The organism is Saccharopolyspora endophytica (genome assembly GCF_018070075.1).
Classification (GTDB): domain Bacteria; phylum Actinomycetota; class Actinomycetes; order Mycobacteriales; family Pseudonocardiaceae; genus Saccharopolyspora; species Saccharopolyspora endophytica.
In genome coordinates, this window is record NZ_JAGPXE010000007.1 from 121,955 (window position 1) to 138,867 (window position 16,913).

The window sequence follows — 16,913 nt, forward strand, 5'->3', positions numbered from 1 at the left end:
GCATCACGAAGGAGTGGTATGAGCACGACCGGCACGTTGACGGCCTCGTCCGAGGAGCTGGACGGCTTCTCGGCCTCGGTCGCGCGCGCCTACTTCCCCCACGATCTGGCGATCAGAGCGCAGGCGGCGGGCCCTGCTGAGCTGCGGGCCGTGGACCTCGGCCCGATCCGGCTGGCGCGCATCGGCTGGGGCTCGGAGGTCGCCGTCGAGTCCGACCACCCGGGTGCCTGGGCCGTGAACGTGCCGCGCAGCGGGGTCCTCGAGGCCCGCGTCGGCGGTCGGCACGTGCTCTCGCTGGACGGGCAGGCGACGGTCTGCCCACCGGACCAGCCGACCCGGATGACTCGCTGGTCAGCGGACTGCTCGATCGTCGGGATGCGCGTGGACCGCGATTACCTCGCCGACGAGGTCTCCGCGCTCGTCGGCATGCACGTCGATCGGCTGCCCGCGCAGCTGGACCTGCGCACCGGTGGCGGCCGGACCTGGATGACGCTGCTGACCTCGATCGGCGCGGAAGCGCTGGTCTCCCCCGAGCTCGCGCGCGATCCTCGGGTGAGCCGCCGGCTGGCGGGCACGCTGTCGGCCGCGTTCGTCACGGCCTGCTTCCCGGAAGAGCCGATGCAGGGCGAGATCCGGCCGCGGATCGTGTCCAGAGTGGTCGCGGCGATGGAGGAGGACCCGGCCCGGGACTGGACGGCTTCAGACCTCGCCCGCACCGCCGGCGTCGGAATCCGGCGTCTCCAGCAGGGCTTCCGGCACTACCTGGGTTCCACGCCGACGCAGGAGCTGACCGCGATCAGGCTGCGACGAGTGCACGCGGACCTGCTGGCCGGGAACGCGGACTCGGTCACCGAAGCCGCCTACCGCTGGGGCTTCACCCACCTCGGCAGATTCGCAGCCGCCTACAAGAACCACTACGGAGTAACCCCCTCCCACACCCTCCGCTGCACGTGAAAAAGAGCCCCACCTGCAAAAACGCAGACAGGGCTCTCATGCTGGTGCGAGACAAGCGGCGTGCACGCCCCGAATCGCTGGGAAATGCCAGCCACGGAACGACGCCAAAGGCCAAAGAGCCAACGAAAGGCGACCACCGCACCGCAGGGGGCTTGGGGAAGTCGCTCCCCAGAACAATGACGGAGCGACAACAGCGAAACATCGCGGAGTGGGCCCAACGCTTCACAACACGAAACACCACACGAAGCGCTGGTCCATGAGCAGGCCGGGAACGACACGCAAAACGAGGAGCCTGCGGAAAGCGGCCACCGCACCGTGGGGGCCTGCGGGGGCTCGGCCCCCGCAACCAACACAACGGGACGAGCCGGTTCGCGCATTCCGCGAACACAACTCGCCCCGAGTTCGGTGGACGCTGCGGCAGCACATTGCAACACAAACTCGCTGGTCAACGACCAGGTCGGGAACCGCTCTCAAGGCGAGGAGCCGACGCCAGACGGCCACCGCACCGTAGGGGGTTTGGGGGAGTCGCTCCCCCAACATCATGACGAAGCGAGAAAAGCGAAAACGCCCTGCGTTGAGCAGGGCGTTTTCAATCGCGAAGTGGAGGTTAGGGGACCTTACTCGAACATAAAAGACCAGGTCAGAGCACTAGAAGAGCTCCGCGAGAAGCTTCCCAGCCTCGATACACCCGAGCCAACCTTGATCAAGCGCGACCGCCCTCGCCGCGCCCGGCAACTCCGTGCCGATCAGGTCGAGCAGTTGATCGCTGACTACCGGTCCGGCGCGACGGTGTACGAGCTCGGTGACCGGTTCGGCATCGAACGGCGAACGGTCAGCAATATCCTCCACCGGCACGGCGTACCGATGCGCCGCCGCGGCCTCTCGCCCGAGCAGGTCGACGACGCCATCCACCTCTACAAGCTCGGTTGGTCGCTGGCGCGAGTCGGCGACCACTTCGGGGTCAACCACACCACGGTGCTGAACAAGCTGCGTGAACGCGGCATCCCTACGCGAGACAGTCACGGACGTCCGCGCGTCGAAGCAGGTGATCTTCGATGACCCGGCCCGCAGCTATGTCAGTTCGATCAGGTTCGGACGCGACCACCGTCGTTAAAGCTGTCACCGTGATCATGGGCGTCGTCGTCGGCCTCACCTTCCTATTCGGCTTCGGCAACGTCCTCAACCTCGCGCTCCGTCTTGACGTGTCCATCTGGGTGGCTCCACTCGTCGCACCTGCTGTCGATCTCTCGATCCTCGGGCTTCTACTCGGCAGTCGGCACTTGGCCCTGGCGGGCGCGACGCGAGCGCAACTGCGGCCAGCCCGCCGACTGCTGATCTTCGCCAGCGTGGTGACCCTGGCATTGAACGTGGCTGATCCGCTCGTAGCCGGCGAGTATGGCAAGGCTGCGTTCGACGCCGTAGGCCCGTTGCTGCTGATCGGCTGGGCGGAGGTCGGCCCGGATCTGCTGAGGGCGCTGACCACTGCAAGCCAGCCGGCCGAAGAAGCACCCGACGATGTGAAACTGGTGCAGGCGCCGGTCGCCGACGAGCCGACTGCTACCAGCCAGGCGGCTCCGGAATCGGCCAGGGACGAGACGAAGCCCGCCGATGCTTCGGCGGGCAAACAGAACAGTCGGCCAGCGTCCAGGATGGTTGATGACGATCTGCTTGAGCGGGCGAGGGAGGAGGACGCGCGCCACTGGGATGCGCATCGGCGACCGATCTCCGCGGACACGCTTCGGAAGAAGCTCCGTATCGGCGCCGCCCGCTCCAGGTTGCTCGTGGAGATCATCCGAGCCGATTCGCAAGGACGGTCAGCTCAAGATGAGGTGCTCGCCAAGGCGGAAGTGTGACGGCGGATGGCGGGCCGCCTCGCAGCACTCTGGTTGCATCTCTTCGTGATTGCTGGGGACTCGTGTCGAGCACGCAATCATTCGGCGTCGTCAGTAGTGGAGGAGTTGAGGGGCTCGACGGCCGCTGGGCCAGGGTGGGCGACAGTGCTGATCGTGGGATTTTCGTATGTGAAATCCAACTGATCGTATTCGCGGCGATAGTCGCTAGGAAGCTCGTTGTCGCCGATGATTACCTGAAGTCGATCTTGCGCTGCATCAACTTGAGTCACTATGCGGCGGTAGAGAGCTGCTGCTAGGTCGTCGCTGTTGTTGAGCGACGTGCGAGGACTGTCGATCAGGAGAAATGCCGGGTAGGCAGTGTCTCGGCGACGTAGTGCGACCGACATCAATGTCAGCCAGTACGCCAACTGCGTCGCAGTGCGGACGCCGCCAGCGGGGCTGAACTTCGTGTAGATCTCATCGTTGAGCATCGGCAGGTAGCTCGTGCGATTAATTGTTGCGCGCTCAACGCTAGGAACCCCAATGGCAGCCATCGTTTCTGCGAATTCAGCGTCCAGCTCGTCAAGTATCTCAGTCTTGCGTTCTGCCAACTGTCGCTCAGCCAGTTCCAGGGCTGTACGTAGCCGTTGCACTTCGTTCCTGAGCTGGTCGGCGGCAAGTTTCAGGTCGTCGGCACGGTCCCATTGGAAGAGCACACGATCAAGAGCCTCTTGCTGGCTACGGGCTTCGGCTAGTTTTTGGGACGCGTCACTGTAAGCCTGGAGCTGGGGCGTGATCCGGTCACGAGTTCGCTCATCTAGCTTTGCACTGAGCTGGTCCACGAGCGCATGGCGGTGCTCCGCCGCTCGCTGCGCCTCGACGAGCTGCTCCGCACTGCCCGTAAGTTGCTCTTCCAGTTCGGCGAGTTGATCGTTTAGTTGGCGCTGCTCATAGCTTTCCTCAGCAGCCGAAGTCCGGTCTGCCGGAACTGGGTCGGGTTGCAGGCAAAGCCGACAGTGGTCAGTCGGTACATCCCGATGGTGAACGTCTTGCATACAGCGAGGACAGACCATGAACTCGAAGTCGGCAAGACGTTCACCGGCGTCATGCAGTCGTCGTAGTCGGTCAAGGTCTTGCATGACCCGGCGGCGCTCTGTGCCGTAGTCGACTTGCTGCTGTGCAAGAACGATTGCGGTCTGGCGGGCTGTCGCCAGGCTGCGCTCGGCCTCGCCGAGTAGGTCGCGAAGAGTCTGGGTTTCGCGGTCGACAACTGGGTCAACGGCTTGCCGAAGAGTGTCAAGCTCAGCTGCAGCCGCGGCCTCCGCCTCGGCGGCCTGCGCGTGTGCGGCGACCGCTTCATCCCGGCTTGCCGTGTTGCTGTCATGCAAGAACTGGAGCACAACCTCATGGTCATGGACTGCTGTGTCCAGCTCACCGTTGCGCACGGCAAGATCAGAACGAGTCTGGAGAATGTCAGAGTCTGTCAGCCCGAACAGCAGCTCGAAGACAGTTTTCCTCTTCGGCTCCCGGTAAGGGGACTGACTAGATGCGATGTCCCGATTTATCTCGGCTTGGCGGACATACATGAACATGAAAATGTCCGCGAACGTGATGCGATTTCCAGCTTTGGTAGTGTTTGCAGTTCGTGCGGCAGCCCGCATTTCGGTGGGCAGGCCAAGTGCGCCGAGCAGCAACGTGTTCAGCGATGGTTCGCGATCCTTGACGAAATGATCCGGCAATCGCTCTCGGGCGATGCGGTCGACCACGCGAATAGTGTTCTTCTTCGTGGGATCGAGGCTGCGTGTGAGCGTCAAGCGCTCATCGCCCAGCGTGAGCTGGACCGTGACATCCCGAACGTTGTTGACAGCGACAGGAGCTAGCTCGCCGTTACCGCCAATCCCGTACTTGATCAGTTCGAAGAGCGTGCTCTTGCCGACGCCGACCGGTCCAGCGAGCACTGTAAGAGCCAAGGGGAACTGATAGGTCACCGTTCCCTCGGTGGTGTCCAGGGAAACGGCGTCGAGCCGGAATCGTGTTGTCATCGAATGACCTGCCGTTGGGGACGGTCCATCACTTCTGGCAGGTGACGGTAGATGAGGTCTTTCAATGCGGCGCCGGTGAGACCGCCGGTTGCCTGCGCGACGGCATGGCAACGGTCATTGATCTCTTGCCATGGCTCTGTTTGAGCCATGCTTTCGGCGAGCTTGCGACCGGTGGGCGTTGGCGTGAGGGCGACGCTGCCTTGTCTGCCTGTGACATAGCGAAGTAGGCCACGTCCGACCAGAGCGCCGATAACTGGGTAGTAGCGGTCGTCCCAGGGGCCGTACTTGTACCGAGTCATCGGTGCCTCGACATCGGTTGCGTCGACGTCCTGCGGGATGTGCAACCGCTCGTCCTCGGCATTCAGGTTGTCCAGGACTCGCGGTGCGAGCGCTGGGTAGCGTACGAGGAAATCCAGCTTCGCGAGCTTGGTGAGGCCATCGAGTTTGCGGGCGTGTCCTTGGCTTCCAGCGACGGCTGTCACCAGAAGGAGGACTCGCATCTGGTGGTATGCGAGATCGTCTCGCAGTGCTTCAAGGACTCCGGCGTGGCTTGGCGATGTCATGGTTTCGCCGTCCGTTCGGCGCGTAGACGCGCGATCTCACCTTTTACGTCAAACCGAGGGCTGAACCAGACTTCACATCTGGCGGCTAGCTCGCAGATGCCTCCGAGGGCGAGTTCATTATCCAAGCCGTCGAGCGAGCCTGTTTCACGCAGGCGGTCAAGGTGGCTGGCCAGCGCGATCCAGAAAGGCGAACCCCAAGTCCCGGTGGCCGTTCTGACTTCCGAGGTAGCTTCGTCGGCGACTCGCAGGAACGTGCGCTCCATCGCGTAACGGTCCGCGGCGCTGCCCGGCACGCCATCACCTCGCTCTCGCCAGTAGCGCTTGAAATCCGATCGCAGTCGTTCAGCCCGCGAGATGCTTGTATCGGCGCACCCGCCCCTGGCCATCTTGATGCTGAGCTTGCTCAGCTGAGCGGGCACGGCGAGCGGCATGTACCCCAACGGGTTGGCCAGCGCGGTTCGTATGGCGATGGCGATGTCGTGCACATCGATCGTGCGTGGGAGTAGAGCGCGTCGCACTTCGAACGCAGACGTCGCGCCACCCGAAGATGAGGACGTCACAAGTACGAGCGGAAGCGCACCGTCCGGAACTGGCCCCTGAGCGCGCATACGCACTCGGAAGAGTTGCAAGACCGCTTCCCAGACCGCCGAGGCCGGCACATCCCGCCGATCCAGTTTGTCCAGAATGGGCTGCATATACATGCTCGGCGCCGCATGTTCGGTCACCTCGCGGTGCGGCCGGCGGTCATCTATGAACAGCACGGCAAGGAACGAGCAGACTTTCTGGCCATGGGCATCGCTGACCACGCACGTCTTCGCGGTGGCCTCGGCAGGAGCCTGCCATTCCTTGGGCAAACCATCGCGATAGAGAAGCAGCTCCTTTGCAAAGCCCATCGCGACTTCGTTCACCAACGTCACCGTCGGCGCATCCAGTTCACACCCAGTGGCCTGATCGCGCAGCAACGCGGTTACCTTGGCGAGCTTGCGCGGATCTCCCGGTGCAAGCGCTGCGCAGGTCACCAGCCGGACGTTCGGCTTCTCGTCAAGCGCGAGCCAGCGGCCGAACAGATGGGCCAGGCCACCTTTGTCAACAAGCTGCTTGATTGTCGTCCACGCCCCAGACGATGGCTCGCGGTGCTTCGCCGACACCAACTCTGCATCAGGAGCGTTGAGAACCGTCCAGTCCTCGTGGTGCTCGCAGATGATGCGACCATCCGCATCTGCCGGCAGGTGGCCATCACCGTCGAGAGCGTCGGCGAACAACCGCAAGCCGTCAGCAGTAGCCATGGCCGCCTGCCAGTCGTACAGATCAGCTGTTCGCGCCCCAGCGTCATCACCTGCGGGTACGGCCACAACAACCTCTGCAGCCGTATCCATCTTCCTCCCCGCTACGACGAGTGACCACCGCAAGCCAACAGTCATATCGTCGTCGCCGCAAGATCTGTAACAGCCTCGCGCCGAGTTCGAGTAACGATCTAGGCAAGGAGCGCTACCCGGCGTTCGTTTCACATCTCCGCAGCGCCTCTAGCGGTCGGTCGTTGACCGGAAGATCGAGCGCGCCTCGACGATCATGAGGCGTTGGCGCGTTCGGTTCAGCCATACGAAGTTGCCAACCGGCAAATCGGCCTCCGGCGATCACCCAACGCCGTCCGCGTGGACGGCGAGACGTCCGATGCCAGGAAAGAAACGGCCTACCCGTGAGGCGTAGCCGCGGTAGACCTGGCCGTGGGTCCGCAGCAGGTAGGGCTCCTCTACCGCCCGGACCTGGATCTCGATCGCCGCCAGGAGCGCGACCAGTCCGGCCAGCGCGATTGGATTCGGTGCCAGCAGGGTGAGTCCCATCCCGGCGGTGATCATTGTGGAGAATATCGGGTTTCGAACGAGGGCGAACGCGTCCGCGGTGACCAGTTCGGTTGTTTCCCGCTGGTCGACGCCGATTCGCCAGGAGCTGCCCATCGTTTGCTGCGCCATCAGCGTGCCGACAATGCCAGCCAACGCAACGATCAGCCCGGCGACGTGTACCGCGGTCGTGTCGAGGACAGTCAGCGCGTCGATGACGCTTCCCAGTTGCAGCACGGGCGCGGCGAGGCCGAGCACGAGCGCCACGACGAACAGAACGCCACCCCACCATTCCACCGATCCTGGCCGGCCGCTCACGCCGTGGAAACCGGTGGATCCGGTGCGTCGGTACTGGAGCACGCTCCGCAGACCGAACGCGGTGAGGAGGAAGGTCAGGTAGAGCGCGAGGGCGACCGTGGCCATGCCATGCTCCTGTCAGGATGGAGAGAACTGTTCAGCTCTTGCTGTTATATCAGCTTCAGCTGTACTGTTCCGGGCATGCTGACGTGTGAGACGCGGGAGTCGGCCCTGGCGCGCCTCGGGCGTGCATTGGCCGACCCGACCCGTTGCCGGATCCTGGTGGCGCTATTGGACGGGGTGAGCTACCCCGGCCAGCTCGCGACCCACCTCGGGCTGACCCGCTCCAACGTGTCCAACCATCTGTCCTGTCTGCGCGGCTGCGGACTCGTCGTGGCCACCTACGAGGGACGTCAGGTCCATTACGCTCTGGCCGACGCGCACCTGGCTCGTGCCCTGAGCGAGCTGGTCAAGGTCGTGCTCGCTGTGGATACCGACCAGCCGTGCGTCGACGACGACAAGGACGAGCCGGCCACTGCCGGTCCTGGTACCCCTGCCGCGGCGGAGACAACCACGGTGGCGGTGAACAGTCGATGAGCGAGGACACCAACCGCCGGCTCGACCTGCCCTTAACCACGACAGCCCCAGAGCAAGACGGCTGCAGCAACGGATGTTGCGCCCCTGCCCTCACTCCGACGCCGGTCGATGCGGACCGCCGCACGGTGCTGTCGCGGCGAGTGCGGTTGCTAGTCGCCGCGACGATCACCTATAACGTCATCGAGGCCATCGTCGCCATCACGGCCGGCACGATCGCCTCATCGACCGCGTTGATCGGGTTTGGCCTCGATTCGGTCATCGAAGTCGCCTCAGCCGCCGCCGTGGCGTGGCAGTTCTCCAGCAAGGACCCTGAAGCCCGCGAGCGCGCCGCGCTGAAGGTGATCGCGGTGTCCTTCTTCGCCCTGGCCGCCTACGTCACCGTCGAGTCCATTCGCTCCCTGCTCGGCGCGGAGGATGCCGAGCACTCCACCGTCGGCATCGTGCTGGCCGCTGTGTCACTGCTGGTCATGCCGTTCCTCTCGTACGCGCAGCGCCGCACTGGCCGCGAGTTGGGCTCGGCCAGCGCAGTCGCGGACTCCAAGCAGACCCTGCTGTGCACCTACCTATCCGGTGTCCTGCTGGTCGGACTGCTGCTCAACTCGCTGTTCGGCTGGTCCTGGGCCGACCCGATCGTCGCCCTGGTCATCGCCGCCGTCGCGGTCAAGGAAGGCCGCGAAGCCTGGCGAGGCGAGCACTGCTGCTGACTTCCGTAGGTGGGTCGCCGTTCCGATGGCCCTCCCGCCGAGGTGATCGGCGTCGAATCCGTAGCTCTCGTCAGCTGTCCCCGCCTGCGGGGATGCATGGCGAGTCAATGCGCCCCTCTCCGCGCCGCCCCGAGCAGGACATCAATTCCCGGCAGGTCCGGCTGTCAGACCATGCTGAGTTCAAGCCGCGTCGGTGGACTCTAATTTGTCTCCTGTGCACTGCTGGTGCGGAGCAGACGTGGGACGACGCGGACGTAGATGACCATCCCGACGATCTCGACGAGGGTTTGGGTGACGATGACCACGGCGGCGACGGTGAGCGTGTCGGGCAAGGCCAGGGCAAGAGGGAGCACGACGAGTGAGTTGCGGGTGGCTCCGGTGAACACGATCGCGCGTCCGTCGGAGTGGTCGAGCCGGAACAGGCGGGCGACGGCGGCACCGAGGGCGGCCATGATGATTAGGAACGCGATGTAGAACGGGACGACACCGGCTACCGCGGGCAGGTCGTCGCCAAGTTTCGGTATCTGGGAGGCGACGACGATGAGCAGGGTCGCGACCATGAGCGGCACCATCAGCGCGTTCGCGGCGGTGGAGAAGGTCCTGCCGGCTTGTTGTCGGGCGGCCCAGGCTTGGGTGAGCCAGGCGAGAGTGAGCGGGATGACGATCAGGACGATGAATGCCTCGATGAACGGTCCGAATTCGACGATGTCGGCGAGGTCGGCGCCCATGAAGAGATACAGGAACACGGGCAGCAGCAGCATTTGCGCGAGCAGCAGCAGCGGGGTCGCTGCGAGGAGCCGGTCGCTGCTGCCGCCGGCCAGACCGCTGAACACGATGACGTAATCCACGCACGGGGTGAGCAGGACCAGCAGCACGCCGATCCGCACCGCCTGGTCGGCGGGCAACAGCCAGAACATGGCCGCGACCACCAAGGGCACGACCACGAAGTTCACCACGAGCACGGCGCCGAGGAACCGCCCGGCCCGCAGCGAGCGCGCCAGCTCTCGCGCGGGGACCTGCAGGAATGTCACATAGAGCAGAGCGCCGAGCACCGGGTTGATGGCGGCCTCGAACCACGGTCCGGCTGTCGGTGCGGCCAGCCCCACCACGACACCGGCGAGGATCGCGCCGATGTAGATCGAGACCTGGTGTTGCTCCATCCGTCCGGCCAGGTCACTTACGCCCTGCGCCACCCTCACATCCTCCTCATGCAACGATCCGTGTGTCGCGTGTTACTGGTCGGCCATCCTGGCTGACGCGGTGACAATGCTCGTCACCGCGGTGGTGCCGACGAGCAGGAGCAGCCGCCGCCCTCGGAGCAGCCATGCTCCGCAGTAGCCCGTCGACGGCGGAGGCGGTGGTGGGCGCCCCAGAGCAGGCCCGCGACGGTGAACAGTGCTCCGGATACGACGAGCAGGCCGGTCGTCGCGGCGGCGACTCCGGCGGTGGTGAGCAGCCCGAGTGGGATCAGCAGCGGCAGGGCGCAGCACCCGGCGCACGCGATGACGGCCAGTAACGCCACGATCTTGCTCTTTCGCGGTGGACCCGACGTGGCCCCAGCCGCTTCCGGGACGGGCTGGACACCAGGTTCGATGGTGGGCGGGTGGCTCATGACGGGCGCTCCTTGATCGCGGCCAGCTCGATGAACGGGAGGGGGCAGTCGGGACAGGTGCAGTGGGTCAGGCTGTCGCAGCGGGCGTCGATGACCTGGACCAGCCCTTCGCGGATGCGGGCCAGGTCTTCCATCCGTTGGTCCACCTCGACCAGCTTGGCCCGCGCCCGGTCCTGCAAATCCGGCGTCGGATGCCGGCGGCGGCCGGTGTCGAGGAGCTCGGCGACCTCCTCAAGGGTGAACCCGAGCCGCTGCGCCGCCTTGACCACCCGCAGCAGTGCCACCGCGTCCTCGTCGTAGTCCCGGTACCCGCCCAACGAGCGACGCGGCTCGGGCAACAAACCGCGCCGCTCGTAGTACCGCAGTGTCTGCACGTTCACCCCGGCCGCCGCAGCGAGCTCACCCGACCTCATCGCACAACCCTCCGTGGAATCCCGGTCCCTCCGGCGGTCGACCTGGGACAGCTGACCAACTCATACCCGCGCGCTCCGCGCCGCCTGGGCCTGGGCCGCCAAGCCGTCGAGCACCACAACCTTGTCGGCCGGGACTCGCACGTCCACGACCACATCGCTGCCGTCGCGGTCCACGGTGAAGTCGAAGAACGAGCAGCACTCGGCCTCCCGTACCGTCAGGTCGCGGGCCTGCTCGGCGACCCGCTCGGCATCGTCGCCGCCCTGAAGACGCAGCCGCAGCCAGCCCGGCTCCTCACGCCGAAGGTCTGTCAACGACGACCGGAACAGAGTGTCGAACTCCGCGAGCCGCATCGGCTGGTCCGCGGTCGGCAGCGTGCACGCGTCCGGCACCCACCCCGCGCCTCCCACCGGAGAGGGCACCGGGGACGCCGCTGCGGTGCTCACAGGCATTGATGCGCACCCCGAGCCGCACCCGCATCCCGAACCGGCCGGCGAACCAGCGGAGTCCTGAGAGGACGAGGCGGTCTCGAACAGCGCCCGCAGGACCGGAGCAGGTTGCGCGCCTACGATCGAGGTGACCTGCTGGCCACCGTCGAGCACGAACAGCGTCGGGGTCGAGGACACCCCGAATCGCGACACCAGGCCCGGTTCCTCGTCGGCGTTGACCTTGACGAACCGCACCCCCGGCGCGAACTCCTCGGCCAGTGCGTCCAGTACGGGTGCGATCCGCCGGCAGTTCCCGCACCAGGTCGCATAGAACTCCAACACCACCGGCATCGGCGACCCCTCGACCTCCGTCGTGAATGTCGCCTCGGTGACCTCCACCGACATGCTGTCCACCTCTTCCGCGCCCGTCATCCGACCGAACAACTCCACGCTAAGGCTGTACCTAGGTACAGCCTTCAATGGGACGTACGTCACATCCACTGTGCCGGGTGCGGGTGGGGGCTCCGTCAGGTGGTCAGTCGGCGCGGGTTTGGTCGAGTGCTTGGGCGAGGTCGGCGATGAGGTCGTCGGCGTCTTCGAGGCCGACAGAGAGGCGGATCATGCTGTCGGCGATGCCGCGGCGGGCTCGGTCGGCGGGGTCGAGGCCGTGGTGGGTGGTGGTGATGGGTTGCGTGACAAGGCTTTCCGCGCCACCGAGGCTGGCGGCGATGCTGAACACTCGGAGCCGGTCGACCACGGCCGCGGTGGCGTTGGCGTCGCCGTCGACGAGGAAGCTGAGCATGCCGCCGTGGCCGCGCATCTGGGTTTTGACGATGGCGGCTTGATCGCCGGTGGCCAGGCCGGGGTAGTTGACCTTGGTCACGCGGGGATGCTCGGCCAGGTATTCGGCGACGGCGGTGGCGGCGGTGTTCTGGGCACGGACCCGGACGACGAGGGTGCGGATGCTGCGGGCGAGCAGGGATGCGATCTCGGGGGCGATGACGTGGCCGAGGTTCTTGCGCCATGCGGCGATCGGGGCGAGCAGTTCGGCGGGGCCGGCGACGGCTCCGGCGGTGAGGTCGCTGTGGCCGCCGAGGTATTTGGTGGCGGAGTGGATGACCAGGTCGGCGCCGTGGTGCAGCGGGTTCTGGTTGACCGGGGTGGCGAAGGTGTTGTCCACCACGACCAGGGCTCCGGCTTTGTGGGCGTGGGCGGTGATTGCGGCGATGTCGAAGATGTCGAGGCCAAGGTTGGACGGGGTTTCGAAGAACACGATCCGGGTGCGGTCGGTGAGGACGGCGGGTAGCCGGTCGGCTTCGCCGGCGGTGAGGAAGGTGGTCTTGATTCCGAGCCGGGGCAGGTTCTCGCCGAGTAGTTCGAAGGTGCCGCCGTAGACGTCGCCCAGGCACACGATGTGCTCGCCGGTCTTGATGTGGGACAGGAAGGTCGCGGCTTCGGCGGCCATGCCGGAGCCGAACGCGAGCGCGGTCTCGGCGTCTTCGAGGTCGGCGAGTTTGCGTTCCAGGGAGCGGATGGTGGGGTTGAGGCCGTAGCGGGTGTAGAGGTTGCCCTCCCGTCGGCCTTCGACGACGTCGAGCAGGTCGGCGGTGGAGTCGAAGGCGAAGGTGGAGTGCCCGTAGAGCGGCGGATGGATGGCGCCTTGCGGGTCGCGGACGTCTCCGGCGTGGACGCACCGGGTGGACAAGCCGGGTCGCTGTTCGGGCGTGGTGTTCACCTTCGGGTCGCTCATCAATCCCTGCTTCCTGTCGTGGTTGTGATCAGCTCGGTGGCGCGGTCGATGTCGGCGGGGGTGCTCCAGCGACCGAGAGACAGCCGCAACGCGGACAGGCTCCGTTCGGCGTCGAGGCCCATCGCGGTCAGTACAGGTGAGGGCTGGTGGTCACCGGCGTGGCACGCGGAGCCGGTCGACGCGGCGATCCCCGGTGTCGCGGCGAGCAGGCTGTGCCCGGTCACCCCGAGGATGCTGATGTTGAGCGTGTTCGGCAGCCGCGCCGCCGCGGGCCCGTTGAGTTCCACCCGGCCGGGCAGTCGCGCGGCGAGCTGGTCGTGGAGCCGGTCGCGCAGGGTCTGGATGCGCTCGTGGCCTCCTGCTGCAAGGTCGGCGGCGGCGAGGTCGGCGGCGGTGCCCAGTGCGACGGCGAGGGCGACGTTTTCGGTGCCGGCGCGCAGGCCGTGTTCCTGTCCGCCGCCGTACACCAGGGGTTCCAGTGCCAGGCCGGGTCGGATGTAGAGGGCGGCGATGCCTTTGGGGGCATACATTTTGTGCCCGACCACGGTGAGCAGGTCCACGTCGAGGGTGGTCACGTCGAGCGGGATCTTGCCGACGGTTTGGGCGGCGTCGCAGTGGAACACCGCGCCGTGGTCGTGGGTGAGGCGGGCCAGTTCCTCGATCGGTTGCAGGGCACCGGTTTCGTTGTTGGCGGCCATGATGGACACCAGCACGGTGCGGTCGGTGAACGCGGCGGCCAGCGCGGACGGGTCGACGAGCCCGTCGGCGTCAACGGGCAGGTAGGTGACCTCGGCGTCATGCCAGCGTTGCAGCGCTTGGCATGCCTGCAGGACGGCGGGGTGTTCGGTGGTCTGGGTGATCACGTGCGGCCGGTCGGTTCCGGAGGCCAGGACCACACCGCGGATGGCGAGGTTGTCGGCCTCGGAGCCGGAGCCGGTGAACACTATTCGTCCGTCTGGCGCGCTGAGCAGGGCGGCGACCTGGTCGCGTGCGTGCTCTAGTGCCGCGTGGGGCGTGGTGCCGTAGCGGTGGTCGCTGGAGGGGTTGCCGAATTCGCCGGTCAAATACGGCAGCGTCGCCTCGACGACTGTGGGATCAACGGGCGTGGTGGCGTTGTAGTCGAGGTAGATCGGGCCCTCGGCTAGTCCACTAGGGATGGTCACGGCGTGTCTTTCTCCTGTAGTGGAACGGGTTCGGCACGCTGGCCGCGCGGGTGTGTCTCGTACATGCGCGCCGCGACGATCAGGCCGGAGGCAGCGGTGATCGCGGCGACCACCCACACCGCCGCGCGGATGCCCCAGAGATCGGCGACGATCCCGGAGAGCAGGGCACCGACGGCGAACCCGCCGTCGCGCCAGAGCCGGTAGACCCCGACCGCGCGGGCCCGCCAGGCCGGATGGGCGACATCGCCGATGGTGGCCAGCAGCGTCGGATAGACCATCGCGGTACCCGCGCCCAGCAGCACCGCGGCCACCGCCCAGAGCGTGAACGTGTCGGCCAGCGCGATAAGGGCTAATGCCGCGGCTTGGACGAGCATTCCGGTGGTGATGAGGTGTTTGCGGCCCCACCGGTCCGACAGCGGACCGGTGATCAGTTGTCCCAGGCCCCACACGGCCGGGTAGAGCGCGGCGAGGATTCCGATCCGGGCGACCGACAGCCCGGCCGCGGTGAACAGGATCGGGAACAGTCCCCACGCGAGGCCGTCGTTGAGGTTGTTGACCATCCCGGCCTGGCTGGCCGCGGACAGGGCGGGTTCGCGCACGCTGGTGTGGGCGAAGACCTGCCTGTTGGTCAGTTCGGAGTGCAGGTGGTCGTGGCGGCCGTCGGCGCGGGTGGTGTGCTGGGCGGCTTCCACGCGGGCGTGCTCGCGGGTCTCGCGGACCACTAGCACGGACAGCCCGAGGCCGAGCGCGACGTAGGACAGGCCGAGCAGGAACGGCGCTGGCCGCAGCCCGTAGCGGGCGGCGAGGTATCCGGTCGCCACGGCGGTGACCGCGACCGCGAGGTATCCGGCGGCCTCGTTCAGGCCCATCGCCAAGCCGCGGCGGGAGGGGCCCGCGAGGTCGATCTTCATGATCACGGTGGTGGACCAGGTAAGTCCCTGGTTGATCCCGAGCAGGACGTTGGCGGCCACGACCCAGCCCCACGAGGGCGCCCAGATCAGCATCAGCGGCACCGGAATCGCGATCAGCCATCCGGCGACGAGCACCGGTTTACGGCCGAACCGGTCCGACCACGTGCCCGCGAAGTAGTTGGTGGCGGCCTTGGTGGCGCCGAAGGCCAGCACGTAGGTCAGCAGGAACGTGTAACCGGTCAGGTGAAAGGTCTGCTCGGCCAACGGGGACAGCACGGTGCGTTCCTGCCCGAGCACACCACCGACCAGCGCGTTGACCGCGACCAGCAGGCTGAACTGGGCGAGGTTGGCGCGGATCCCCAGCCGCGGGCTTCCGATGGCGCGGCTCATGTGCCGGTCTCCAGCCGGTGGCCGGTGACGGTGGCCCAGTCGTCGGGGCCGCCGGTGAGCACGGCGAGGTCGCGGTGGCCAGCGCGTTCGAGCAGGCTGGCCGCACCCATCGCCCGCTCCCCGTGTCCGCACATCACCACCAGCGGCTCGCCGGGCACGTCCTGGGCGCGGCCGGCGAGCTCACCCAGCTCGACGTGCAGGGCGCCGGGCAGATGCCCGGCGGCGAACTCCGGTTCCTGACGGATGTCGAGGACCGGCGCGTCGACCTCGTCGGGACGCACGAGCCGAGTGCTGGTGGTGGGGTATTCGGCGGCGGTCCAGGCGTCCAGGCCGCCGGTGAGTTCTCCGGCGAGGTTGCCATAGCCGATCTTGGCGGCCTGCCACGCGATCTCCGCCGGGTCCTGATCAGGGCGGCGCACGATGATCAACGGCTGGTCGTGCGGGGCCAGCCACCCCAGCCAGGACGCGAACACCGGCCGCAGCGGGATGGACACCGCACCCGGTATGTGGGCGGCGGCGAAGTCGGCGACCGGCCGCACGTCGACCGCCACCGCGCCCTGCGCCAGCAGCGCCCGCACCTCGGCGACGCTGAGCGGCGCGAGCGCCGGAGGCTGGTCGAGCACGGCGGGGCCGCGGCGGTTGATCTCGCCCAAGCGCAGGAAGTACGGCGGGAAGCTGCCCAGCGAGCCGAGCAGCGCGGCGACGAAGGCGTCCTCGTCGGCGGCGCGCAACAGCGGGTTGGTGGCCTTCTCCCGGCCGATAGTGCTGGTGCGTTCGGCGCCGGGCGGGGCGGAGCAGAACGAGCCGGCACCGTGGGTGGGCCACACCACCACGTCGTCCGGAAGTTCAGCAAGCCGCCGCAACGAGGCGTACTGGGCGCGGGCCAGCGCCTCGGTCTGCTCAGGCGAGACGAGGTCGGTGCGGGCCGCCGCGCCCACCAGCAGCGAGCCACCGGTGAACACCCCGACCGGCTTGTCACCATCGAGCAGCAGGAACGACAGGTGCTCGTGGGTGTGGCCCGGTGTGCCCAGTGCCCGCAGCCCGCCGAGGTCGACCTCGTCACCGTCGCGCAGCCCGCTGTGGGTGAACTCGCGGTGTCCGGCGGCCGAGGCGAGTACCTGCGTGCCCTCGGTCGCGGACAGCTGGCGGGCGCCGGAGAGGAAGTCCGCGTGCAGATGGGTGTCGGCGGCGAACGCCACCGTCAACCCGCGGCGCCGGGCGAGGCGCGAGGACTCCCGCAGGTCGAGGCTGACGTCGACCACCATCGCCCGGCCATCACCGAGGTCGAGCAGGTAGGCGGAATTGCCCAGTCCCTCGTCAACGAGCGGGACGATGTCGATCGTGCTCACCTGGCACCTCCGTCGCTTCGCGGGCGGGTTGGTTCCCGCATGAGACTGTTCTACACTATTCCAAGGATGATT

The 16,913-nt window shown here is 66.9% G+C and carries 17 protein-coding genes; 6 read left to right on the forward strand and 11 right to left on the reverse strand.

Annotated features, from left to right (window positions below):
* The first annotated feature begins 18 nt into the window (after nucleotides 1–18).
* The 3 genes from KBO27_RS17635 to KBO27_RS17645 all read left to right on the forward strand — a co-directional run bounded on the left by KBO27_RS17635 (nucleotide 19) and on the right by KBO27_RS17645 (nucleotide 2,807).
* A complete protein-coding gene (locus KBO27_RS17635) occupies nucleotides 19–954 on the forward strand; it encodes an AraC family transcriptional regulator (RefSeq protein ID WP_210971083.1) in 936 nt (311 codons plus the stop codon).
* Between the two features lie 516 nt (nucleotides 955–1,470).
* Nucleotides 1,471–2,013 (forward strand): helix-turn-helix domain-containing protein, encoded by a 543-nt coding sequence (locus KBO27_RS17640; RefSeq protein ID WP_246537502.1) that lies wholly within the window; start codon nucleotides 1,471–1,473, stop codon nucleotides 2,011–2,013.
* Nucleotides 2,010–2,807, forward strand: coding sequence for a hypothetical protein (locus KBO27_RS17645; protein WP_075848173.1), 798 nt, complete (start codon nucleotides 2,010–2,012; stop codon nucleotides 2,805–2,807). The genes KBO27_RS17640 and KBO27_RS17645 overlap by 4 nt, the downstream gene beginning before the upstream one ends.
* Nucleotides 2,808–2,884: 77 nt before the next feature.
* Here the strand turns inward: KBO27_RS17645 and KBO27_RS17650 are convergent, their stop codons facing one another.
* From KBO27_RS17650 to KBO27_RS17665, 4 genes are all read right to left on the reverse strand, one after another.
* Nucleotides 2,885–4,828 (reverse strand): hypothetical protein, encoded by a 1,944-nt coding sequence (locus KBO27_RS17650; protein WP_210971084.1) that lies wholly within the window; start codon nucleotides 4,826–4,828, stop codon nucleotides 2,885–2,887.
* Nucleotides 4,825–5,310, reverse strand: coding sequence for a hypothetical protein (locus tag KBO27_RS17655; protein ID WP_210971085.1), 486 nt, complete (start codon nucleotides 5,308–5,310; stop codon nucleotides 4,825–4,827). The genes KBO27_RS17650 and KBO27_RS17655 overlap by 4 nt, the downstream gene beginning before the upstream one ends.
* Nucleotides 5,311–5,387: 77 nt before the next feature.
* Complete coding sequence (locus tag KBO27_RS17660; RefSeq protein ID WP_210971086.1) at nucleotides 5,388–6,767, reverse strand: hypothetical protein; 1,380 nt, start codon at nucleotides 6,765–6,767, stop codon at nucleotides 5,388–5,390.
* Between the two features lie 258 nt (nucleotides 6,768–7,025).
* A complete protein-coding gene (locus tag KBO27_RS17665; protein ID WP_075848179.1) occupies nucleotides 7,026–7,652 on the reverse strand; it encodes a methyltransferase family protein in 627 nt (208 codons plus the stop codon).
* Nucleotides 7,653–7,727: 75 nt separating this feature from the next.
* On the opposite strand from KBO27_RS17665, the gene cmtR reads away from it, so the two are divergent.
* Together cmtR and KBO27_RS17675 are read left to right on the forward strand one after the other, a co-directional pair.
* Nucleotides 7,728–8,123, forward strand: a complete 396-nt coding sequence (gene cmtR / locus KBO27_RS17670) for a Cd(II)/Pb(II)-sensing metalloregulatory transcriptional regulator CmtR (protein ID WP_075848181.1) — start codon at nucleotides 7,728–7,730, stop codon at nucleotides 8,121–8,123.
* The gene (locus KBO27_RS17675) at nucleotides 8,120–8,827 is read left to right on the forward strand and encodes a cation efflux transmembrane domain-containing protein (protein ID WP_187346920.1); all 708 of its coding nucleotides are present in this window, start codon (nucleotides 8,120–8,122) and stop codon (nucleotides 8,825–8,827) included. The genes cmtR and KBO27_RS17675 overlap by 4 nt, the downstream gene beginning before the upstream one ends.
* Before the next feature lie 200 nt (nucleotides 8,828–9,027).
* On the opposite strand, the gene KBO27_RS17680 is transcribed toward KBO27_RS17675, so the two are convergent.
* Nucleotides 9,028–9,987, reverse strand: coding sequence for an arsenic resistance protein (locus tag KBO27_RS17680; RefSeq protein WP_139320642.1), 960 nt, complete (start codon nucleotides 9,985–9,987; stop codon nucleotides 9,028–9,030).
* 164 nt (nucleotides 9,988–10,151) lie between these two features.
* Between KBO27_RS17680 and KBO27_RS17685 the strand changes: the two genes are divergently transcribed.
* Nucleotides 10,152–10,343, forward strand: coding sequence for a hypothetical protein (locus tag KBO27_RS17685; RefSeq protein WP_210971087.1), 192 nt, complete (start codon nucleotides 10,152–10,154; stop codon nucleotides 10,341–10,343).
* A 92-nt stretch (nucleotides 10,344–10,435) separates the two neighbouring features.
* On the opposite strand, the gene KBO27_RS17690 is transcribed toward KBO27_RS17685, so the two are convergent.
* Genes KBO27_RS17690 through KBO27_RS17715 form a run of 6 tightly spaced genes read right to left on the reverse strand, consistent with a single transcriptional unit; the run spans nucleotide 10,436 to nucleotide 16,841 of the window.
* On the reverse strand, nucleotides 10,436–10,852 hold the full coding sequence (locus KBO27_RS17690) for a MerR family transcriptional regulator (protein ID WP_210971088.1): 417 nt from the start codon (nucleotides 10,850–10,852) through the stop codon (nucleotides 10,436–10,438).
* Nucleotides 10,853–10,912: 60 nt separating this feature from the next.
* Nucleotides 10,913–11,773 carry a thioredoxin family protein gene (locus KBO27_RS17695; RefSeq protein ID WP_210971089.1) on the reverse strand — a complete coding sequence of 287 codons (861 nt, stop codon included), beginning with the start codon at nucleotides 11,771–11,773 and terminating at the stop codon, nucleotides 10,913–10,915.
* 40 nt (nucleotides 11,774–11,813) lie between these two features.
* Complete coding sequence (locus tag KBO27_RS17700; protein WP_075848187.1) at nucleotides 11,814–13,028, reverse strand: trans-sulfuration enzyme family protein; 1,215 nt, start codon at nucleotides 13,026–13,028, stop codon at nucleotides 11,814–11,816.
* Nucleotides 13,028–14,191, reverse strand: a complete 1,164-nt coding sequence (locus tag KBO27_RS17705; RefSeq protein ID WP_075848189.1) for a cysteine desulfurase family protein — start codon at nucleotides 14,189–14,191, stop codon at nucleotides 13,028–13,030. Before KBO27_RS17705 ends, KBO27_RS17700 begins: the two co-directional genes overlap by 1 nt.
* Nucleotides 14,188–15,492, reverse strand: a complete 1,305-nt coding sequence (locus tag KBO27_RS17710; protein WP_210971090.1) for an MFS transporter — start codon at nucleotides 15,490–15,492, stop codon at nucleotides 14,188–14,190. The genes KBO27_RS17705 and KBO27_RS17710 overlap by 4 nt, the downstream gene beginning before the upstream one ends.
* Complete coding sequence (locus KBO27_RS17715) at nucleotides 15,489–16,841, reverse strand: MBL fold metallo-hydrolase (RefSeq protein ID WP_210971091.1); 1,353 nt, start codon at nucleotides 16,839–16,841, stop codon at nucleotides 15,489–15,491. Before KBO27_RS17715 ends, KBO27_RS17710 begins: the two co-directional genes overlap by 4 nt.
* Between the last annotated feature and the right edge of the window lie 72 nt (nucleotides 16,842–16,913).